This window comes from Clostridium sp. MB05, assembly GCF_046581255.1.
Lineage (GTDB): Bacteria > Bacillota > Clostridia > Clostridiales > Clostridiaceae > Clostridium.
This window is the reverse complement of the sequence record NZ_CP174370.1, coordinates 3,378,170-3,399,798: the sequence shown is the minus strand read 5'-3', so window position 1 is coordinate 3,399,798 and position 21,629 is coordinate 3,378,170. Positions and strand designations below refer to the sequence as shown.

General features: G+C 27.1%; 20 protein-coding genes and 1 other annotated feature. Of the genes, 10 read left to right on the top strand and 10 right to left on the bottom strand.

What is annotated here, in order from left to right; genetic code table 11:
- Positions 1–104: 104 nt before the first annotated feature.
- Together rocF and ACH36K_RS15915 are read right to left on the bottom strand one after the other, a co-directional pair.
- Positions 105–1,010, bottom strand: a complete 906-nt coding sequence (gene rocF / locus ACH36K_RS15920) for an arginase (protein ID WP_411168581.1) — start codon at positions 1,008–1,010, stop codon at positions 105–107.
- A 354-nt stretch (positions 1,011–1,364) separates the two neighbouring features.
- Positions 1,365–2,012, bottom strand: coding sequence for a hypothetical protein (locus ACH36K_RS15915; protein WP_411168580.1), 648 nt, complete (start codon positions 2,010–2,012; stop codon positions 1,365–1,367).
- 266 nt (positions 2,013–2,278) lie between these two features.
- Between ACH36K_RS15915 and ACH36K_RS15910 the strand changes: the two genes are divergently transcribed.
- A complete protein-coding gene (locus ACH36K_RS15910) occupies positions 2,279–3,784 on the top strand; it encodes an LCP family protein (RefSeq protein ID WP_411168579.1) in 1,506 nt (501 codons plus the stop codon).
- A gap of 122 nt (positions 3,785–3,906) precedes the next feature.
- The gene (locus tag ACH36K_RS15905) at positions 3,907–4,551 is read left to right on the top strand and encodes a site-2 protease family protein (protein WP_411168578.1); all 645 of its coding nucleotides are present in this window, start codon (positions 3,907–3,909) and stop codon (positions 4,549–4,551) included.
- Positions 4,552–4,603: 52 nt separating this feature from the next.
- On the opposite strand, the gene ACH36K_RS15900 is transcribed toward ACH36K_RS15905, so the two are convergent.
- Positions 4,604–6,112 carry a Ppx/GppA family phosphatase gene (locus ACH36K_RS15900; protein WP_411168577.1) on the bottom strand — a complete coding sequence of 503 codons (1,509 nt, stop codon included), beginning with the start codon at positions 6,110–6,112 and terminating at the stop codon, positions 4,604–4,606.
- Positions 6,113–6,478: 366 nt separating this feature from the next.
- Positions 6,479–6,686: a binding site (T-box leader), on the top strand.
- Positions 6,687–6,742: 56 nt separating this feature from the next.
- Between ACH36K_RS15900 and argS the strand changes: the two genes are divergently transcribed.
- Both argS and ACH36K_RS15890 read left to right on the top strand, forming a co-directional pair.
- A complete protein-coding gene (argS, locus tag ACH36K_RS15895; protein ID WP_411168576.1) occupies positions 6,743–8,434 on the top strand; it encodes an arginine--tRNA ligase in 1,692 nt (563 codons plus the stop codon).
- Positions 8,435–8,549: 115 nt separating this feature from the next.
- A complete protein-coding gene (locus tag ACH36K_RS15890; protein WP_411168575.1) occupies positions 8,550–9,686 on the top strand; it encodes an AI-2E family transporter in 1,137 nt (378 codons plus the stop codon).
- A 54-nt stretch (positions 9,687–9,740) separates the two neighbouring features.
- On the opposite strand, the gene ACH36K_RS15885 is transcribed toward ACH36K_RS15890, so the two are convergent.
- Genes ACH36K_RS15885 through ACH36K_RS15875 form a run of 3 tightly spaced genes read right to left on the bottom strand, consistent with a single transcriptional unit; the run spans position 9,741 to position 11,913 of the window.
- Positions 9,741–9,905, bottom strand: coding sequence for a FeoB-associated Cys-rich membrane protein (locus tag ACH36K_RS15885; protein ID WP_322388401.1), 165 nt, complete (start codon positions 9,903–9,905; stop codon positions 9,741–9,743).
- A 14-nt stretch (positions 9,906–9,919) separates the two neighbouring features.
- Positions 9,920–11,680, bottom strand: a complete 1,761-nt coding sequence (gene feoB / locus ACH36K_RS15880; protein WP_411168574.1) for a ferrous iron transport protein B — start codon at positions 11,678–11,680, stop codon at positions 9,920–9,922.
- An 11-nt stretch (positions 11,681–11,691) separates the two neighbouring features.
- Positions 11,692–11,913 carry a ferrous iron transport protein A gene (locus ACH36K_RS15875; protein ID WP_411168573.1) on the bottom strand — a complete coding sequence of 74 codons (222 nt, stop codon included), beginning with the start codon at positions 11,911–11,913 and terminating at the stop codon, positions 11,692–11,694.
- A 286-nt stretch (positions 11,914–12,199) separates the two neighbouring features.
- Here ACH36K_RS15875 and ACH36K_RS15870 point away from each other — a divergent pair, with 286 nt between their 5' ends.
- Positions 12,200–12,991, top strand: coding sequence for a ribonuclease H-like domain-containing protein (locus tag ACH36K_RS15870; RefSeq protein ID WP_411168572.1), 792 nt, complete (start codon positions 12,200–12,202; stop codon positions 12,989–12,991).
- A 66-nt stretch (positions 12,992–13,057) separates the two neighbouring features.
- On the opposite strand, the gene ACH36K_RS15865 is transcribed toward ACH36K_RS15870, so the two are convergent.
- Entirely contained in the window at positions 13,058–13,900 is an 843-nt protein-coding gene (locus tag ACH36K_RS15865; protein ID WP_411168571.1) for a ComEC/Rec2 family competence protein, read from the bottom strand.
- A gap of 171 nt (positions 13,901–14,071) precedes the next feature.
- Here ACH36K_RS15865 and ACH36K_RS15860 point away from each other — a divergent pair, with 171 nt between their 5' ends.
- The 3 genes from ACH36K_RS15860 (at position 14,072) to ACH36K_RS15850 (ending at position 18,398) form a co-directional block, all read left to right on the top strand.
- Positions 14,072–14,785 carry a lysophospholipid acyltransferase family protein gene (locus ACH36K_RS15860; RefSeq protein WP_411168570.1) on the top strand — a complete coding sequence of 238 codons (714 nt, stop codon included), beginning with the start codon at positions 14,072–14,074 and terminating at the stop codon, positions 14,783–14,785.
- Positions 14,786–15,133: 348 nt separating this feature from the next.
- Positions 15,134–16,888, top strand: coding sequence for a phosphoenolpyruvate carboxykinase (locus ACH36K_RS15855; protein ID WP_411168569.1), 1,755 nt, complete (start codon positions 15,134–15,136; stop codon positions 16,886–16,888).
- A gap of 148 nt (positions 16,889–17,036) precedes the next feature.
- Positions 17,037–18,398, top strand: a complete 1,362-nt coding sequence (locus ACH36K_RS15850) for a DUF2334 domain-containing protein (protein ID WP_411168568.1) — start codon at positions 17,037–17,039, stop codon at positions 18,396–18,398.
- A 66-nt stretch (positions 18,399–18,464) separates the two neighbouring features.
- Here the strand turns inward: ACH36K_RS15850 and ACH36K_RS15845 are convergent, their stop codons facing one another.
- Together ACH36K_RS15845 and ACH36K_RS15840 are read right to left on the bottom strand one after the other, a co-directional pair.
- Entirely contained in the window at positions 18,465–18,671 is a 207-nt protein-coding gene (locus tag ACH36K_RS15845; RefSeq protein ID WP_411168567.1) for a DUF378 domain-containing protein, read from the bottom strand.
- Positions 18,672–18,743: 72 nt separating this feature from the next.
- Positions 18,744–19,211: an Lrp/AsnC ligand binding domain-containing protein gene (locus ACH36K_RS15840; RefSeq protein WP_411168566.1), complete on the bottom strand. Its 468-nt coding sequence runs from the start codon at positions 19,209–19,211 to the stop codon at positions 18,744–18,746.
- Positions 19,212–19,476: 265 nt separating this feature from the next.
- Between ACH36K_RS15840 and ACH36K_RS15835 the strand changes: the two genes are divergently transcribed.
- A complete protein-coding gene (locus tag ACH36K_RS15835; protein ID WP_322545927.1) occupies positions 19,477–19,815 on the top strand; it encodes a hypothetical protein in 339 nt (112 codons plus the stop codon).
- Positions 19,816–19,963: 148 nt separating this feature from the next.
- On the opposite strand, the gene ACH36K_RS15830 is transcribed toward ACH36K_RS15835, so the two are convergent.
- Positions 19,964–20,995: a histidinol phosphatase gene (locus ACH36K_RS15830; RefSeq protein WP_411168565.1), complete on the bottom strand. Its 1,032-nt coding sequence runs from the start codon at positions 20,993–20,995 to the stop codon at positions 19,964–19,966.
- 133 nt (positions 20,996–21,128) lie between these two features.
- On the opposite strand from ACH36K_RS15830, the gene ACH36K_RS15825 reads away from it, so the two are divergent.
- Complete coding sequence (locus tag ACH36K_RS15825; RefSeq protein ID WP_411168564.1) at positions 21,129–21,629, top strand: gamma carbonic anhydrase family protein; 501 nt, start codon at positions 21,129–21,131, stop codon at positions 21,627–21,629.

Below are 21,629 nucleotides of genomic sequence, written 5' to 3'. Positions count from 1 at the left end.
AAAATTAAAAAAAAGTCGTAAGTTATAAAGTGTATAACCTCAGTTAATTAAGAAATTAAAATAATAAAAAATAGCCAATAGAGAACTATTAGCTATTTTAAAATTTATTTACCTTCAAAAGCGTTAGATATAACTTTCAATAATTCAAGACATGTTTCTAATGTTCTTTTATTATCATCTAAGTCTGGATTAAATTCTACAAAATCCATTGCTCTTACTAATGAAGTGTTAATAATAGTTTCGATTACCTGCTTTCCTTCAGAGAAGGATAATCCATCATCAACAGGAGTTCCAGTTCCAGGAACACATGAAGGATCTAAACTATCAATATCGAAACTAAAATGAATATTTTTTATATTTTTCTTGTTTATAGTTTGTAAAAGTTCCTTTAAGACCAATTCTATGCCCTTGATTTTAATATCTTCCATGGTCCATACATTAAGATTATATTCCTTGATTAATTCAAGTTCACCTAAATCTAAGTCTCTGCAACCTAATAAAAATACATTTTCAGGTTTAACCTTTCTACTAGAAAAATAAAGGTTAGTCAAAATTTCATGACCAAATCCCATGGAACTAGCTAAAGGCATTCCGTGAATGTTTCCAGATGGGGAAGTCTCGTGTGTATTTATATCACCATGAGCATCCACCCAAATTACTGCAAGATCTTCAGCAAAAAATTTACTTGAGCCAGCGATACTTCCAAGAGCTAATGAGTGATCTCCTCCAATAACTAAAGGAAGGTACGAATTTGTTAAAGACTCATAAACTTTATCAGCTAGTCCAACATTTGATCTCACAACTTCATCTAAATACTTCATTTTGTCATTAGCTGCGTATTTATCATTTGAAGAAACATTTTTTACATGAACTTCGCCCATATCACAGACTTGGTGGCTTTTATTAAAGATATCTAGAAGGTTGTTCTCTCTTAAAACTTTTGGCCCATTTTCAACTCCAGGATTATCACATCCATAGAATATAGGCATATCAATAATACTAATATTCATAAAACAAACCTCCGATTTGGAATAAATTTTTTAGGGCAATAAATATATATTAATAGCTTAAAACTAATATGTAAATAAAAAAATATAAAAAAATTATTACAATTATATAATTTTTAAGTATATGAAGAAAATATTAAATAAATATATATTATATTTATACTTTTTTGTCTTAAAATGTGAAAAAAAATCAAAATAGAAAGAAAAAATTATAATTCCTATCTCGATTTTAAATTATTTATAACCTCTTAAATAAATCTAATATATAGTTTATTTATTCCCTTAATAAATTTTGTTATTCTTTATTAAAGATAATAAAAAGGAGCTAATGCTCCTTTTTATTTATTGAGTATTTATTTATGATATCATTTCACTTAATTTTTGAAGTGCTTCTTCTCTTTTATCAAAAGAAAATTTATTTTCTTTTATATAGTTTTGATCTATTTCAGGTAAATTTGATATAGGTTTAGAATCTGAATAAACTTTCTTTTGAGATTCAATTATGTTACCAGTTTCATCTGTTTTAAATAAACTAATATAACCATTTTCTTCACCTAAATAATATTTATTTGGTTCTAGAATAACATTAGCAACGCTATCACGTTTGTAAACTAATTTATTACTATCCCATTCCGATAGTACATATCCTTGTTTTGAGAGTTCTTGTGACAATTCATCTTTAGTAAGATTTTCATTTAAAGTTAACGTATCTTTTAAGTTAAGTAAGGTTTCTGACATATCTATATTATCACCAGTTTTAAGGGTAATGTAGATATTATCACTTAAATATTTAGCATTTTCACTATATACAGTTTCATTTAAAAAACTATTGTTTGATCCTTTATTAGGATTAGTAAAATAATCAGTAATAAAATAACTTATGCAAAAGCAAATTGCTAATAAGGAGACAACCGAAACTAATATAGCAGCTTTTTGTTTTTTATTATAATTTCTTTTTTGTTTTTGAGATTTTAATGTTGAGTTTTCTTTATTTAAATTATCCATATTTATCACCTCTTATTCCTATTATTAACAAATAAATGTTAAATTAAACCATAAAATTTAAAAAATTATATATATTATGTAAGAAGTATATAATATGAGTTTATTTTATATTTATAAAGCAAATAATTTATAATATATTAGTGAAGATCATCGGTTGTTATTAATTTGTAACAAATATTACAAATTAATTTGGTATAATAGAATGAATATTGTTGTAAGAATATAAGCCTTGGTTATATAATAGTAAGGTAAAGGGAGGAATTAGGATGAGCGAAAATGATTCATTAAAGAAAAAAAGGCAGAATAAAAAGAAAAAGAATAAAAAAAAGAAAATTATATTAGTATCTATATTGAGTGTACTGGCAATAATTATAGCAGTAGTATGGGGGTATTATAATCATATTAGAAATAAAATTTATGTTGAATATAAACCCGAAAGTAAAAATCAAGCTAGTTACAAAGAAGTAGATGGAATTACAAATGTATTATTAATTGGGACAGATGGAAGAACCTTGGATGAACCAGCTAGATCAGATTCTATTATTATAGCAACTTTGGATAATAACAATAAAAAAGTTAAGTTAACTACAATAATGAGAGATACACTAGTTAATATACCCGAGTATGGAGAAAATAAGATAAATGCAGCCTTTGCTTTTGGTAGTTCTGAACAAGATGAAAAGGGAAATCTTCGTGGAGCAGAAGGTGGAGCAGCTTTATTAATGGAAACTATACAAGAAAACTTTAACTTAAAGCTAGACAAATATATTATAGTGAATTTTTGGGGATTTGAATCTATAATAGATGAAATCGGTGGAATAGAGGTAGATATAAAAGATTATGAGATAGAGGAAGTAAATAAATATATAGGTGAATCAACAGGCGTACATTCACCACCAATAACAGAAACTGGACTTCAAAAAGTAAATGGACAGCAAGCTTTATCATATGCAAGAATAAGATATGTTGGAAATGGAAACTTTGAAAGAGGAGAAAGACAAACTAAGGTCTTATATCAAATTGCTTCTAAGTTAAAACAGGTTAATCCATTAAAATATGTAGGAGTAGCTAATACTTTAGCAGAGCAAGTTAAAACTAATATAGATATTCCAGAAGCATTAAACTTAGCATATACAATTTATAAGTTACCAGATTTAAACTTTGAACAATTACAAATACCACAAGCTGATCTTATTGCAAGAGATAACTTGTATAAAGATAAGGGATGGTGCTTATTAATAGACTTTGATCAAAACATAAAGGTTTTACATGATTTTATATTTAATAATAAGCTACCAAATCCAGATGAGTTTGATTTATTAGCAGTTCAAAATGTAGCAGCAAGATATAATGCAGAAGAGGCTAGATATAATTCTATATATAACATAAAACCAGAAGATTTTAATGATAAAAATACAGATAAAATTCCTGAATCAACTCCAGGTAATAATAAAGAAAATAATAATGGAGGTGAAACACCAGGAGGTGGAACACCAGGAAGTGGAACACCAGGAGGTGGAACACCAGGAGGTGGAACACCAGGAGGTGGAACACCAGGAGGTGGAACACCAGGAGGTGGAACACCAGGAGGTGGAACACCAGGAGGTGGAACACCAGGAGGTGGAACACCAGGAGGTGGAACACCAGGAGGTGGAACACCAGGAGGTGGAACACCAGGAGGTGGAACACCAGGAGGTGGAACACCAGGAGGTGAAACACCAGGAGGTGGAACGCCAGGAGGTGGAACACCAGAAGGTGGAACGCAAAGGTAATAAAAAAGTATTTTAAGAGCTTTACACTCAGTAAAGCTCTTTCTATTAAAAAAATGTAAACAACAGGTATTTAATTTAATAAATATGTTATAATCATAAGATAAATAATAGGGAGGTGAAATATGTCAAATTATTTATTAACTAAAATATTAAGTATTCCTGCAATATTAATAGCTTTTACTGCACAAGGTTATGCAAAGGCGAAAATGGCAGATAAATTAGGTGATAAAACACCTAGATTTCAAGGGAGACTAACTTTAAATCCAGCAGCTCACGTAGATTTAATGGGGTTTGTTATGATAATATTAGTTGGATTTGGTTGGACTAAGCCTGTAGATACTAATCCAAGTGCATATAGAAGAGGTTATAAGGATGCAATAAAGGTAACTTTAGCAGCACCTCTTGCAAATTTATTAGTAGGATTTTTAGGGGTATTTATATTTGCTATATGGACTAATATAGGTTATAGGTTTACGTCTTCATCAACATATGGCATTATTGCTATAGCATTAAAATTTATATCTATAATAAATATAAATCTATTTATATTTAACTTAATTCCAATACCTGGACTTGCAGGCTTTGAATTATTTAGAGAAATAAGTCCTAAAAATTTCTATAAAGTTGCAGATAAGCTTTATCAATATCAAATGTTTATACTTTTAGGAGTAGTTTTAGCAGGACAATATATATTGCAAATACCATCTAGCTTAATATATAACTTGTTTAGCTTTATATCGTTTTTAATTGTAGGAATAATATTTTAATATAAAAAGTGGATTCAATAAGAATCCACTTTTGTATTTTTTTATTAAATATTTAAATTGCCTCTATTATAAGTTCCTTGCCATAGATTTCTTTAAATTTCTCACTAGCTCTTAAAGCTTGGCGAATTTCGAAATCTACATCTATATCTGAAGAAACCTTAAGTGTTACAGTTTCTTCGTCAAAATTGACATTAAGATTTTTAACTGCACCAACAAGGCTTCTATCTAAACCTTCTGCTATTTTAATAAGAACTCCGATTAGTTTAACAGACCTTAAATCTAATTGATTTATTACTGAAGAAAATGGAGCTAAAGGAGTTTGATAACTATTAAATCTATGAGAGGCAGCAATAGCAGCACTCATAAGTACTTCTTTTTGTGTTAGGCCATTTATATAAGAATTTAATATTATATAAAATGAATGCTTATGATGACCATAATAATTTATACTTATTCCACAATCATGAAGCATAGAAGATGTTTTTATTATATGTGAGAATTCATCTCCTAGATGATGCAAAGGCTTTAATGCATTAAATAAGTTGAAAGTCAGATTAAATACATTAGAAGCATGATTTTTATCACTGTTTAGAGTGTCTAATATACCAGTAATACTGTAATCTAAGATATCATTTGGTATAGAGTATTTACTATGTAGATATTCATACATCAAACCTTCTCTAAGTCCACGACCAGATATTATTATTTTACTACATTGAACTAGGTTTGCAATTTTCTTAAAAATTGCTGTACCACCAACTATAATATCAGCAAGCTCAGGTTCAATTCCTTCTAATTTTTGTCTTTGTTTAAAATCCTTACATTTTAATAAGTTGAATATTTCTTGAACATCTAAGTCAGAAAGTTCATAGTTATGAGGTATATCAAAAGGATATCTTTTTCTTACTCTATCTATTTTACCTATATTTCGAACTGTTGATGCAATTCCAATTATAGAATCAAACTTAGTTTCTGTAAGCCAACTTATATCATTTAGTTGAGATGATATAAAGCTAAATGCATCATTTAAATCTTGTGTAGATATTCTATCTTTTAAATTAAATTTATAAGTTAAATTAACACTTCCTACAGGTAAAGTAATTTTTTTTATTACTTTATCACCTTGAACCCATGCTAAGTGGGTATCTGTCCCTGCAACTTCGACCATTAAAGAATTTTCAATATAAATACTTCTTTTTATACCAAGGAAATTATAAGAAATTTCTTCATCACAACTTAAAACTCTTATATCTATATCTAACTCTTTTTTTATAAGGGGAAGAAGTACATCTTTATTTTTAGCTTCTCTTAGAGATTCTGTAGCTACAGCAAATATTTTATTTGCTCCAGAAACAGTACAAAGAGATTTATATGCACGCAATGTAGAAAGTATAGTTTTAAAATTTTCATTACAAATGCCATAATCAGTAACTAAATCGTGACATAATCTAATAGAAGTTTTTAATTCGTCTATTATTTTAAAATATCCATTTTCATTAACTTCAGTTAACATAAGTCTAAGAGAACTCGGACCTATATCAATAATACCAACCCTATCCATATAAACTCCTTTAATAAATACTATGAAAATTATTTTATTTATAGATATTATATCACTTTAATTAATAAAGTATATAAGTTGCAATAAATATTTTAAATTTAACTAAATTATCTTTGAAATTGATAGTATTTAAGTAAAGTCAGTATTTCAGCAACTTATATAAAAAAATTTAAAAATATATATGCTTTCAATTTTGCCATTTTACTTAAATAAGACTATTAACTTTTAATCTTATGAAACCATAATGATGTAAATTATTAATTGAAACATATATATGTTAACTAAATATATTTATATATAAACCTCTTTTAGGTTGACAATAAAAGTTTCATTTATGTATAATGTTTATATTAAATTGTAATAAGTTTATTATCTATGAAGAGAAGAGTACTATATTTGATTCTTTAAGCGAGTAAGGAATTGGTGTAAGCCTTATAAGATAAAATATTAGGAAGAGAGCCTTGGAGATAGCTACTGAAAATTATAAGTAGGATAGTTCGTATAGCTGCGTTAAAGCGTTGAGTGGCATTTTATGCAATCAGAGTGGTACCGCGGAATTTAATCCGTCTCTTAATTATTAAGAGACGGTTTTTTATTTTTATAAATCAGCATAAATTAAGGAGGATAAAAATGGATTATAAAAAGAAAGTTGCAGAAGCGATAAGTAATCATATTGATATGGATATTGAGAGTATAGAAAAACTTATAGAAATTCCACCTAAAAGTGAAATGGGAGATTATGCATTTCCATGCTTCCAATTAGCTAAAGCTTTTAGAAAAGCACCTAATATGATATCAGAAGAATTAGCAGAAAAAATAAATAAAAATGGGTTTGAAAAAATAATAAATGTGGGACCTTATGTTAACTTTTTTGCAGATAAAAGTGTCTTTACAAAGAATACAATTGAAAAAGTTTTAACTGAAGGTGAAAATTATGGTTCTTCTAATGTAGGAGATGGAAAAACTGTTTGCGTGGAATACTCATCACCTAACATAGCAAAGCCATTCCACGTTGGACATTTATTTACAACTGCAATAGGTAATTCTTTATATAAATTATTTAAAAAAGAAGGATATAATGTTGAAGGAATAAACCATTTAGGCGATTGGGGAACACAATTTGGAAAGCTTATATCTGCTTATAAAAGATGGGGAAATGAAGAAGCATTAGAGAAAAATGCAATAGATGAGCTTTTAAGAATATATGTTAAATTCCATGATGAAGCTGAAAAAGAACCTTCCCTTGAAGATGAAGGAAGAGCTTATTTTAAAGCATTAGAGGATGGAGATAAAGAAGTAGAGGCATTATGGAAGAGATTCAGAGATTTAAGTTTAAAAGAATTTGAAAGAATTTATGAGATATTTAACGTCAAGTTTGATTCATATGCTGGAGAAGCCTTTTACAACGATAAAATGGATGTAGTAGTTAATGAATTAAGAGAAAAGGGATTACTAGTAGAAAGTAATGGAGCTCAAGTTGTAATGCTAGATGAGTATAACATGCCACCTTGTATAGTTCTTAAAGGTGATGGGGCGTCAATATATGCAACTAGAGATTTAGCAGCAGCAATGTATAGAAGGAAAAACTATGATTTTCATAAGTGTATATACGTTGTAGGAACTCCTCAAGCTCTACATTTTAAGCAAGTATTTAAGGTTTTAGAGCTTGCAGGACATGAATGGGCAAAAGACTGTATTCATGTTGGATTTGGTCTTGTAAAATTTGCAGACAGAAAGCTTTCAACTAGAAAGGGAGAAGTAATTTTATTAGACGATTTAATAAAAGAATCTATAGATAAAACTATAGAAACTATAAATGAAAAAAATCCAAACTTAGAAAATAAAGAGGAAGTTGCTAAAAAGATTGGCGTTGGAGCAGTAGTATTTACTTACTTAAAAAATTCAAGAGAAAAAGATATAGTATTTGACTGGAAGGAGATGCTTTCTTTTGAAGGAGAAACAGGTCCTTATGTACAATATTCATATGCAAGAGCAAATAGTATTTTAACAAGAGCAGGAGAATTAAAAGGAAATCCTAATTACTCTAAGCTTACTTCTAAAGAAGAATTTGAGTTAGTAAAAGTAATAGAAGGATTTTCAAAACAAATACATTTAGCTATAGAAAAATTGGAACCTTCAATCGTTACAAGATATGCAATTGAAGTAGCTAAATCCTTTAATAAATTCTATAATGCTCATTCAGTATTAAATTTAGAGGACGAAGAATTAAAAGAAGCTAGACTAAATTTAGTTAAAGCTACATGTCAAGTTATAAAAAATTCTTTAGAATTATTAGGAATAGAAGTAGTAGATAAAATGTAGATAATTTCAAGGGGATACGTAAAGTCGTATCCCTTAATGTATTTTCGAGGAAAGTATAAAAGAGAATAATATTGTTGAAGACTTTAAAGTATTATTATGATATAATCAATGAAAATTGAAGAGAGGAGTGGATACTATTTTTAAAAATATAAAAAATAAAGATTTATTAATAACTATTGTTTTATCATTACTGATAGGCTTAGTAGGATTTAAGATAATAGAAAATTATTCGTATTTCTTCAATATATTAAATAAATTATGGTCATTACTTTTACCAGTCATATACGGATTAATATTTGCATATGTTTTAAATCCTTTAGTAAAGTTAATAATAAGAAAATTTAATTTAAAAGAAGGATTAGCAATACTTAGTGCATACTTATTACTATTAGCTTTAGTAGCATTAACTTCTGTATACTTTATTCCTAATATGGTAAATAGTGCAATAGATATAACTAAGAATATGCCAAGTTACATCCAAGAAGCTCAAGGATGGCTAAATAAAATTTTAAATAATGAATCAATAAAAGAAATTATATCTGCTACAGGAACTATGGATAATATTAATCAAGTTATAACTCAAATTGGAGCAATGGCAGTAGCTTTATTAGAAGGTTCATTAAATTATATAGTTAAAATTTCAAGTGAATTAGTAAAAATATTTTTAGGATTATTAATTTCAATTTATGTTTTAGTTGATAAAGACAGACTAATAAGAGAAACTAAAAAAGTATTATTTTTAATATTAAAAGAGAAAAAAGCTATAAAATTAATTGAGGCTACTAGAATATATCATAATATGGTAGGTACTTATATAGGTATTAAGGCTATAGATTCATCAATTATTGCGGCTATGGCATTGGTTCTGTTAACTATAGTGAAATCAGAGTATGCATTTCTATTAGCTGTTATCGTCGGAGTAACTAATATGATTCCATATTTTGGACCTTTTATTGGGGAAATAGTAGGATTTTTATTTAATGTATTTGTATCACCAACAAAAGGATTAATTGTATTTTTAGTTTTACTAGTATTACAATTATTTGATGGATGGTATCTAGATCCTAAATTAATTGGTGATAAAGTAGGTGTTAGGCCATTTTTCATAATTTTAGCTGTATTAGTAGGTGGGGGATTCTATGGAGCTTTAGGAATGCTTCTTGCATCACCAACAATTGCAACTATAAAAATATATTATGAAAGATTAATGAAGAAAAATGAAGAATTAGTAAAGCTTGCAGATAAAATTTAGTTTAATGTTAAAAAGGCTTAAGGGAACAAAAAATAAATTCCCTTAAGCCTTTTACTATTTTTTCTTTTCAAGTTTAATTCCATTTTCCTTATCTTCATACATTGGGCAATGATTAGAGCAACTGCCACAATTACAGCCACCCTTAGAAGATTTTCTTACAGTTTTATATATTGTAAAACCAGCGAAGGCTACAATAATTAAAGTAATTAATATTTCCACAGAAACACCTTCTTTTATATAAATAATTTAGCTATGTTAAATGCTATAAATGAAACTACCCAAGCTAGAACTAGTTGATAAGAACTTGCAAATAAAGTGAATTTTGCTCCATATTCTTTCTTCATCGCACCTATAACTGATATACAAGGAGTATATAGTAAAACAAATACTAAGAAAGATATTGCAGATGCAGCTGTAAAATATGCTGGAAGCATTAAGGTTAAATCACCAGCAAATATGATTCCCATAGATGCAACAACAGTTTCCTTAGCTAATAATCCTGTTAGTAGTGATACTGAACTTTGCCAGTTACCGAAACCTAAAGGTTTGAATACTGGAGCTATTATGTTTCCAATTGAAGCTAAAATACTATCATTAACATCAACCATGCCAGAAAAATTAAAGTTTGATAAGAACCAAATAACAACGCTCATAGCAAAGATTATAGTTCCGGCTTTAATTAAAAAGCTTTTAGCTTTTTCATAAACTTGCTTACCTACACTTTTTAATGAAGGAGTTTTATATTCAGGTAGCTCTATAATAAATGGTTCTTCATCCTTTTTAAATAAAGTATTCTTAAATATTATTCCTAAAATAAATGCTAATATAACACCTAGTAAATATAAAAGAGCAACTACTAATCCAACATAGTCAGGGAAAAATACTGCCGCAAATACAGCGTAAACAGGTAATCTAGCATTACAACTCATTAACGGAACTAATAATGCGGTAAGTTTTCTATCTTTTTCACTTTCTAAAGTTCTAGCGGACATTATTGCGGGAACCGTACAACCAAAACCAACAATCATAGGTATAAAAGCTTTACCTGAAAGACCCATTTTTCTCATTAGTTTATCCATTATAAATGCAACTCTGGCCATATAACCACTGTCTTCAAGTACAGAAATACAAGCAAATAATGCAAGAATTATAGGAAGTAATACAACTATTCCTCCAACACCAGCCACGATACCATCAACAATAAGTGATTGGAACCATGGAGATGTATTAGATAATAAATCTGATAGATAAGGTAAAAGTGAATCATTTAATAATCCATCTAGCAGATCAGATAAAGGTTGTCCTATCCATGCAAATGTAATTTGAAACATTAATGCCATTATTATTATAAATATTGGATATGCAAGGAAGGGATTTAATAAGAAATTATCTAACTTATCTTTAAAAGTAGTTTTAGATTTATCTACAGTTTTGTTACATTTACTAAGCATATCTTCAATAAATGCATAAGCTTCTTTTTCATCTTTGAATTGATAATCATTATCATCTACATTTCTTAAAAAATTACCAGATTCTAATGCATTTTTAATAGCATCAATTCCTTGAGCTTTAGAAGCTACTATTGGAATTACTGTTACTTGCATAAGCTCTGATAGTTTATTGTAATCTAAATTAATACCTTTTTTTTCTGCTACGTCTATCATATTTATAGCTAATATGATAGGTTTTTTAAACTGCTTTAATTGTGTTGTTAAATAAAGATTTCTATCTATATTAGAAGCATCAATTATATTTAAAATAACATCAACTTCATCAGTTTCTAAAAAGGCTTTAGAAATTTTTTCTTCATTAGAATAGGTATCCATGGCATATATACCAGGTAAATCTACCATTTTAATATTACTAAAAAAACCTTCTTTTTTATCAATTGTAACTCCAGCCCAGTTCCCAATTTTTTGATTAGAACCAGTTAAATAATTAAAAAGTGTAGTCTTCCCTACATTTGGATTTCCAAGTAGTGCTACTGTTGTCATTCGTATTCCCCCTATACAGCTAAAAATATATTTTTAGCGTCACTTTTTCTAATTGCTAAATCAAACCCTCTAAGGTTAACTATTATTGGATCACCTAAAGGAGCCACTCTTTTAAGTTCAATTTCAGTTCCTTCGATGCAACCTAGCGCTAATAATCTTTTAGCAAGTTTATCATCACCACTTATAGATTTTATTATAGCTTTTTCTCCCAAATTTAAATCACATAGACTCATACCATCCACCTCGTATTGAAAATCATTATCATAATATTATAATATCAAAGTGTGAAAAAATAGTCAATACTTTTTGTTATTAATTGAAAAAAGTTATCAGTAGAAAATTGTAAATCACTTAAATATAATTATCTTAAAAAGAACATATAATAACTTACATAATATTATATAAGTAGAAAGATTTTAAATTTTATTTGTTTTTACATTGTTATAAAAGGTGATATAATATTATAAGATAAACTAAGGAACTTAAAGGTGATAATGATAAGGAAGAAAGAGTGGTAACGTGATTATTAGAGAAAATATAATAGAGGTAGATTCTTTAGCAAGAGATTTCATGCTAAAAACTAATATAATTAACAGGCCTCCTGAAGAACTAATATTTTTTGATTTAGAACACTATGTTTATAAAAAACCAAAATGTATAGGTGTTTTTGGAGCTTGTATTTATGAAAAAAATAAATTATATGTTACTCAGTATATGATAGAAAATAAAGGGGAAGTAATACAAATATTAGATTTGGCTAAAAGATATTTTTTGAAAATGAAAAGAAAAGGAAAAAAAGCAATTGTTACTTTCTCAGGAAACAATGATTATACAGTAATAAATTATTTGTTTAAAAAATATAGAATAGAATTTAATTTTTCTAAGGAATTTGAAGATATAGATATTCAAAGAGAGTATGAAAAGGAAAAGGGACACTCTATAGGATTGAAAAATTTGGAGAAGGAATTCGGGATTCATAGAGAAGGAGATCTTATTAGTGGCTCTAATCTAGCAAAAACTTTCAATAAGGTGTTAAAAGATAGAGAATATATTTTAAGAATGCCTAAAGAAAAGATAGAAACAATCCTTTTATACAATGAGCAAGATGTTACTAATTTATATAGCATATATATGAAATGGAAAGAGTATGTAAATTCAGAAGAAGAACAAAATGAAAAGCAAGAAGTTGACAAAGCAGTTGAGAGTAATAATACAGAGGATAATGTAAATAAACAAGAAGACTTAAATAAACAAGAAGAAGAGAATATATTATCAAGTGAACAAAAGGATGCATTAGAAGAGTTAAAATAGATTTAAATATTAATTTAAGAATAAATTCTTAAATGATAGATGCTCCTAAAATTTTAGGAGCATCTATCATTTTATAGAGTTTCCATCAGAGGTAATTACTATATTACAATCTTTATCAGTTCTATAAATGCAAGTTTCTTTAATAAGAGATAATACTTTATTAGTGGGATGTCCGTAACTGTTATCATTTCCAACAGAGATTACTGTAATAGAAGGGTTTACTGCAGTAAAGAAATTTTTTGATGTGGAGCTAGAAGAACCATGATGCCCTATTTTTAACACATCAGATTTCAAATCAAAGCCAGCATTTAGAACCTCCTTTTCAGAAAACTCCTCTGCATCACCAGTGAATAAAAATGAAGTACTACCATAAGATATTTTTATTATAGGAGAGTAGTTATTTAAGTCATCATAATTCTCTGAAAGTGGAGAAAAAACTTCTACTTTAGTATTTTCACCAAGGTCTATTGAGTTTACATTAGCTTTTAAAACCTTAATTTTCAAATCTTTTCTAATTAGTGATTCGACCATGGTTTCAAAGGCTTTTGTTGAACTTTCTACTTTGGGAGCATAAAAGTTTAAAACCTTAAATTTATCAATTATATAGCTCATATTTCCTATATGGTCTTCATGTGGATGAGTTGCTACTATATAATCAAATTTATCTATATTCAAAGATTTTAAGTATTTTAATAACTTATCTTTTGAAGTGCTAGAACCGGAATCTATAAGCAGATTTTTAGAGTTTACTTGAACTAATATGGAATCACCTTGGCCAACATCTATATAATGAACTTTCATGTTTTTATTATCATTTATTGATACAGGTTTACTATTTTTAAAGCTGCATTGAAATAGAAATATTACTAGAAAAAGGTTAAAAATAAGATAAATTAATTTTTTCTTCAATTTTAATCTCCTTAAATTGAATTTAGTACAATTCTTATTTAAATAACTAAATTAAATACATAATTTATAGCATATCTATATTATAAACATAATAAAATAAAAATATAATTGAAGAAAAAAATATATACATTTATAATAATATAAGAATTAAATTATGGCGGTGAATAAATAATGAGTTTTTTTAAAGTGTTTAATTATGGTTTGTATATGATATATATGCATTTAAAAAGTATAAAGCTTTGGTATATAAAAAAGACTAAAGGGAAAAAAGCTGGAGTTGAGTACAGTGGACGAGTTGGTGAAAAGTGGGCAAAATATACAATACACAAAACACTAGGGATGAATGTGACAATAAAGGGAAAAGAAAATATTCCAAATGTTCCATGTTGCTATATAGGCAATCATACCAGTATTTTAGATATACCACTTCTTATAGATTCGGTAGGTAAATGTATGGGATTTGTTGCAAAACAAGAAATGGCTAAAGCACCAATTTTGGGATATTGGATGAAACAATATAATTGTGTTCCATTAGATAGAGAAAATGCAAGAGAAGCCATTAAAGTCATAAGACAAGGGGCGGAAAATATAAAAAATGGTTATAGCATGGCTATATTCCCAGAAGGAACGAGAAGTAAGGATGGAAAGCTAAGAGACTTTAAAAAAGGTAGTTTGAAATTAGCAACTATGGCTAAATCACCAATAGTACCAGTGTCTATAGATGGAGCTTATAGAGCATTTGAGATAGATAGAAAATTTAAATCTATAGATATAACTATTACATTTGGAGAGCCTATATATACAGAAAATTTAACTAGAGAACAAGAAAAAGGTCTTATGGATAAAGTTAGAGAAGTAATAGCAGAAAACTTAGGACAAGAGTAATAAATAAACCATGGTATTGATTAAAAACAATATTGTGGTTTATTTTTATAAAAATTAACAGGATTTACATATTATTATTATATTATAGAGAATAAAATTCGTTTATATGGTAGATATTAATGCTTGTATACATAAAATAATTCGAGAATTTAATAAATTTTTAAAAATATACTTAATAAAGAGGAGTGATTACGTTTTCCTTAATTAAATTTATTGAAAAGTCATAATAATTTTGGAAAATGAAAAAAGATTATTCCTAAACTTGCATAATTTATGTTATAATATAAAAAATTAATGGAAAAATGAAGTTTTTAACCTATATATATTTCAAAAAAAGGGGGGCTATTTATGCGTAAAGAGTTTTCAATAAGTAATGATAAAGTATTAATTAATTTTACAGCTAAATATTGTAGCACTTTCGAAGAATTAGTTGAAAGTGAAGGATTCAGAAGGGTTATAGAGAACTATTTAAAGAAGTCAAAGAAAAAAGTGACATTAAGTTGGAGATATTTAAAAGAAGGGTTAAAAACAGAAGATATATCAGAAATTTCTAAGCATTTATCAAAGATAGTTAAATATTGTACTGTTATGAATGTAGAAGAAATAGTAGAAGCCAATTCTTATTATAAGGATTTATTTAAAGATAAAGATAGATTTATAGCTTTTATAGAAGACGTATATTTATTCTGGAGAAGACTAGAAAGATATACAATAATTCATAGTAACAAACGTCAAGATGGGTTATCAGCAGTTAGCTTTACTCAGGCGAATACAGCATTATCGAATTTAATATTAAAATTATATAGAAAAATAGAAAAGAATACATTAGGATTTAAGGCAAATGTATTCAGACAAATTCCTGTTAGTGGAAATGCTTCTATAATAATTAATAAAATTTTATGGCCATTACCAAATGGCTATGAAGCTTTAGAAGATATAGAGTTTATTGATAGTATTTTATTAGAAAGTCCATTTATAACTTATCCAAAGAAGAATACAAGAAGTGGTATGTTTACAGAGATCGATCATAATCCACTATCATATGCTTCTTTAAATAAAGATCATTGGTTTTGCTATCCTGCTAAAGTAGGAGAACTTATAGCCTTTATATATTTCCATAGAGATTTCATGCAGCATGGAATAACTTTATGTAATTTGTTTGAATTGGCTAGATGTGAAGAATATAGAGGTAGAAAACCAGATTTAGTTTATGTATTTGGAGCAACGGATGATGAAAATGAAGATAAAACTGTATTTTATGATGATAAAGAAAATGACATTATGTTAGGATATGTAAATCATTCTGTTAATATTGATTACTTTGGATATATGAAGAAAATGACTCTTACATTACACAATTTAGTAATGATTAAGAGAGGATACCTACCTATACATGGTGCTATGGTTAATATTGAACTTAAAGATGGAAATACAGCTAATGTTGTAATTATGGGAGATAGTGGTGCTGGAAAGTCAGAAAGTTTAGAAGCATTTAGAACTTTAAGTGAAGATTATATAAGTAATATGACTATAATATTTGATGATATGGGTACTTTTAAAGATGTTGACGGTAAAATCATTGGGTATGGTACAGAAATTGGAGCTTTTGTTAGATTAGATGACTTAGATCAAGGATATGCATTTAAGGAAATTGATAGAAGTATATTTATGAATCCAGATAAAATAAATGCAAGGCTAGTTATGCCAGTAGCTCCATATAAAGAGATAGTAAAAGGGTATGAAGTAGATCTATTCTTATATGCTAATAACTATACAGAAGTTAAAGCTGGGGAAAATTCAATTGACTATTTTGAAAATCCTGAAGAAGCAATAAAGATATTTAAATCAGGAGCTAGAATGGCTAAAGGAACAACTTCTGAAAAGGGATTAGTTGAAAGTTATTTTGCAAATCCATTTGGACCAGCACAAAAACAAGCGGAGATGGATATTCTAATAGCTAAGTACTTTGATAATATGTTTAAAGGAAATGTTAAAGTTGGCCAAATAAAAACTTGTTTAGCATTAGAAGGTCAAGAAAAAGAAGGACCTAAGAAAGCTGCAATAGAGTTATTTGATATTATAAAAAAATTTAGAATAAATTAAGATTAATAATTAGAAAGTCTACTTTCAAAGTAGGCTTTTTAGTTGTACAATATAAGTTGATGTATTAAGGCCTAATTAGAAATATTTAATAAATTATTAATTGTTAGTAATTGATTTGTAAAATTGTTTTTATGAGGAAAGGATATATATGAAAAAAGTATATTTAATTTTTTTAATTGTAATTATATTTATTTTAGGGTTAAATCTATTTAAAAAACATCAATTAAGTGCTAAATATTCAGAGACTATAGGAGCTAAATTTGTAGAAAACTTAAATTTACAAAGTGAAAATGAAAACGATAAAGAGCGGGTTAAAGATTTGCCATATGATTTATCTTTTTACTCTGAAAATAATAAAATAGAATTTAATAAAAAGGTATTATATAAAGATAATAGATCTTATATGCCTTTATCAGAGTTTTTACGTTATTTTGGACAAAGTGAAGAAGTAGATTCAGATAATATTAGAATTTCTAATTTAGTAGATATAGATGTAAAGGAAAAAACTTATACGGAAAATGAGGTAACTACAAAATTAAGAGGAGCGTTATTTAAAGAAAATAACGAATATTATGTATCTTTCTTTGACTTATGTGAGATGTTAAACCTTAATACTTATTGGGACTATAACAATAAATCAATATACATATCTAAAAAAGAAATAAAGAATTTTAAAAATAAAGATAATAAAGATAATAAACATAAAAAGAACAAAAAGAATAAAAAAGCATTTATTAGATTCGAAGATTTTACTGCTGGAGATTTATACATAACTAAATCAGCTCTAGAAAAAGTAAGAGCCGTAGCAGATTATATGGATGAAGAAGATGCAAGTTTTAGCGTAGCATGGATTCCTAAGTATGTAAATAATACAAATCATATATATAATGACGTTTCCCAAGATGAATCTATGATAAATTCAAATTTTGTATTTACTCTTGATTATTTATTAAATAGAGGAGGAAATATAGGTTTACATGGATATACTCATCAATATGGAGATAGTAATAGTGTTTCAGGATCCGAGTTTGGAGATAAAGGTTATAATAAAGAAAGTGAAATAAGATCACGAGTAGAAAGCGCACTGGAAATTGCAAATAAACTTAATATTCCTATTAGTTATTGGGAAACACCTCACTATAGAACTAATGTTGAGCAACAAAAAATATTTGAAGAGTATTTTAAAATAATTTATGAGCCTTCTATAAAAGTGTACAACAAAAAAATAATTACTAGTAAAACAAATGGAGTTACAAAGTATATCCCAACTCCTTTAAGTTATGTAGATGATGATAAAGCAAGCACTATGATTGATAGAATAAAAAACAAAAAAGATAATGAAGAATTAAGCTTCTTTTATCATTTAACTATAGAATTAAAAGATATAGATATATATTTAGATAAAAATGGACGTGTTATATATAATTATAATGAAGATTCTATTTTAAAACAATTAGTTAAGTATATTAATGATTCAGAATACATGTTTGAAGATATTAATAATTTATAGAAATTAAAAGAGTGTGGAATTTTCCACACTCTTCTAATTTAAACTAAATACACTATATTATAGTAATTAATTAGAACTCATAAATCTATCTTTAGCAAAGAAAGATAAAGAGTACACTCCTGATATACCTACTAAAGAATAAATGATTCTGCTAAAAACAGTCATTGTTCCAAATAGTGTGTCAACTAAATTAAATTGGAAAAATCCAATTAATCCCCAGTTCACAGCACCAATTATAACTAATATAAGTGCTATTGAATCTAAAACTTTCATAAAAAACACTCCTTTTGAAATAGGTTTACAATATATAGTCTTACCTAAAGAAATGTTTTTATGTATTTTATTTTAAATAGTTATGTTTCTATCAATAGGTTGCTCTAGAGATATAATAGTATCTGTTCTTTGAATACCACCAATTGAATTTATTTTATTAAGCAATATGTTTTGAAGATCAGAAATATTTCTACAAACTACTTTAGCAAAAATTGAATAGTTTCCTGTTGTTAGATGTAGTTCAACAACTTCCTTTATTCTAGACAACTCATCAAAAACAGAATCAAAAGATGATGTTTTGTCTACATATATTCCAACAAAACAACATACATCATAACCTAACTTAGGCAAATTTAAAAGTATTCTAGTTCCTTTTATTATTCCTAGCTCTTCCATTTTCTTCATTCTTACATGTATTGTGCCGCCACTTACATGACAAATTCTTGCTATTTCTAAGTAAGGAGTTCGGCAATCTTTTATTAGTAAATCTAATATTTGTAGATCTAATTCGTCTAATTGATAGGCTGGATTTAAACTCATAAAATCACCTCTTATTAACATTTTATAATTTCTTTTTATATTCTATCAAATAATTAATTAAAATAGAAGGGATTTATAATAAATTTAATAAATAAAATAAAAAAAATTAGTATTTTAGCAATAATAAATAACAGAATATAGAAAGTATATACTATTAAGAGTGATTAGTGTAATTTATTGCAAACATTTAAATCGTATATCTCTTGAAAATAGATAACATTTATTTTAATATAGTAATATAAGCTTTTAAAGGAGGAGTAATACCGTGGGCATATTTTTGAGCATAGTATATTTTGCAGTACTTATTGGATTAATGATAGTGCTATTTACCTTAGGAAGGAAGTATGTATTTTCTAAAGTGAGAATAAATAAATGGATTCCTTTAGCGATATCATTAGTTTTATTTGCATTACAGTTTTTTATTAAGACAACCAATATTAATATGTGGTTAAATATTTTACTTACTTTAGTAATAGTTTGGTTCTTTTTATGGTTTATGGATATTCAAACTACAGGTGGACCAAAGAAAAAAGAAAAGAAAATAGAAATTAGACCTAAGGCTAAACCAAATAGAGTAAAGCATATGCAAAATCAAGATAAATAATTTTGAAGATTTGAAGTTAAATATGGCATACAATTTATGGGAGACATAATATTGTATGCCATATTTATTTTATACTTTTCTTACTTTAAGTTTGCGTTGATTTGGAGTGGGGCGACGGAATAAGTAAACTTATATATGTCCACTTTTTTTATGGAGACATATTTGCTGTACTATCATTTATGAATATTGGTGAGCTAAAACCGATTTTATCATTTTCTTCAATAATTTTAATTATATACCATGTCTCATTATTTTCTCTTTTATGTTCATACATATATTTAATACTACTTAAATTAATGTTTTCTATAGTTCTAATAACATATCCTTTATTAGTTATTATTTGAATTTCTTTTATCTTATACTTGATATCCTCTGTAAAAATCATAAATCTAAGTTTATTAGAAGATATAGATATTTCTTCTCCCATAAAATAATCATTAATAGTAAAATAAAGTTTTAAATACCTAGACTCAGTAGAGTAAGTTCTCCTTTCTCTAAAGGCACCTATAATTTCTGATGAAGATAATTCATTACCTATATAGACAGTTAAATTTTCAGAGTCACCAAAATTTATTTTATGATTATCTTGACCATTTATAGCACCTAATTTCCAGCCATCATCTAAAAGGCTAAAGTAATATTTTTCATGTCTTGTATATTTACTAGCAGGATTTCCATTACCAACTTCAATAGAAGTTATTAATTTATTTAGTATAGGACTATAAGGTAAAGCTTTAATATTTTTATGAGGATGATTAATAGCAATAAAAGCATCAGGATTGTTTAACATCCATAATGTAAGTAAATTTAAATCTTTAACTACTCCTGTAAAAAAGGTAGAAGAATTTACTATATTTAAATCACCATAAAGATAAGTTTTACATTCAAATCCAACTAAAGGTAAAAATTCATCATATTTCTTTTTAGTCTTAGAAGCATAAACTTTAGTTCCTTGAAATTTAGAATATTTATCATCTTTAATAGATATTTCATCTGATAAGAAGGAATTATGATCTGTTATAAACATAAAATTTAATCCAGCCTTGTACCCATACTCATAGGCTTCACTAGGAGAGCCTCTTCCAGTAGAAAAGCTAGTATGACAATGTGGAATTCCATAATAAAACTTTAAATTATCTTGATCAAAAGCTTTTAAACTCGTATGTTTTTTTTTCCCCAAAATAAGCTCCTCAAAAATTATTACTTATTCTATATATAGTATTGAATAGTTATAAATAATGACAATAATATTCTCTAATGATAAAATAACTTTATAAAGTAAATTTGCTAGGTCTGAGAGGAGAAAATTTAAAATGATAAAAGATTTTAATGATAGAAAACCTTTAATAGATAAAACTTGCTATATATCAGAGAGTGTTGATATAATAGGAGAAGTTGTCATTGAGAAAAATGCAAATATATGGTTCGGAACTAGATTAAGAGGAGACATGAATAGAATATATGTAGGAGAAAATACTAATATACAAGAGAATTCTGTCGTTCATGTTGATTTTCACTATGAAACAAATATAGGAGAAAATGTAACCATAGGTCATGGAGCTATAATTCATGGTTGTACAATTTCAGAAAATGTTTTAGTTGGAATGGGATCAATAATATTAAATGGAGCAAAAATAAGTAGAAACACTATAATAGGAGCAGGTTCCTTGATACCTCAAGGTAAAGAGTTTGAAGAAGGAGTTCTTATTCTTGGAAGCCCTGCAAAGGTTATAAGAAAATTAACAGATGAAGAGATTGAAAGTATAAAAAAGTCAGCAAATAACTATGTAGAGTTAAGCAAAAAATACTTATAA

Excerpts from the sequence above, each read along its gene's own strand:
- ACH36K_RS15915 (WP_411168580.1), bottom strand. The coding sequence starts at position 2,012 with ATGGATAATTTAAATAAAGAAAACTCAACATTAAAATCTCAAAAACAA.
- ACH36K_RS15845 (WP_411168567.1), bottom strand. The coding sequence starts at position 18,671 with ATGAAAGTTTTAGATTCAATAGCACTTATATTAGTTATAATTGGTGCT.
- ACH36K_RS15825 (WP_411168564.1), top strand. The coding sequence starts at position 21,129 with ATGATAAAAGATTTTAATGATAGAAAACCTTTAATAGATAAAACTTGC.
- ACH36K_RS15910 (WP_411168579.1), top strand. The coding sequence starts at position 2,279 with ATGAGCGAAAATGATTCATTAAAGAAAAAAAGGCAGAATAAAAAGAAA.
- ACH36K_RS15905 (WP_411168578.1), top strand. The coding sequence starts at position 3,907 with ATGTCAAATTATTTATTAACTAAAATATTAAGTATTCCTGCAATATTA.
- feoB (WP_411168574.1), bottom strand. The coding sequence starts at position 11,680 with ATGACAACAGTAGCACTACTTGGAAATCCAAATGTAGGGAAGACTACA.
- ACH36K_RS15900 (WP_411168577.1), bottom strand. The coding sequence starts at position 6,112 with ATGGATAGGGTTGGTATTATTGATATAGGTCCGAGTTCTCTTAGACTT.
- ACH36K_RS15860 (WP_411168570.1), top strand. The coding sequence starts at position 14,072 with ATGAGTTTTTTTAAAGTGTTTAATTATGGTTTGTATATGATATATATG.
- ACH36K_RS15840 (WP_411168566.1), bottom strand. The coding sequence starts at position 19,211 with ATGAGTTTAAATCCAGCCTATCAATTAGACGAATTAGATCTACAAATA.
- ACH36K_RS15855 (WP_411168569.1), top strand. The coding sequence starts at position 15,134 with ATGCGTAAAGAGTTTTCAATAAGTAATGATAAAGTATTAATTAATTTT.
- argS (WP_411168576.1), top strand. The coding sequence starts at position 6,743 with ATGGATTATAAAAAGAAAGTTGCAGAAGCGATAAGTAATCATATTGAT.
- rocF (WP_411168581.1), bottom strand. The coding sequence starts at position 1,010 with ATGAATATTAGTATTATTGATATGCCTATATTCTATGGATGTGATAAT.
- ACH36K_RS15850 (WP_411168568.1), top strand. The coding sequence starts at position 17,037 with ATGAAAAAAGTATATTTAATTTTTTTAATTGTAATTATATTTATTTTA.
- ACH36K_RS15875 (WP_411168573.1), bottom strand. The coding sequence starts at position 11,913 with ATGAGTCTATGTGATTTAAATTTGGGAGAAAAAGCTATAATAAAATCT.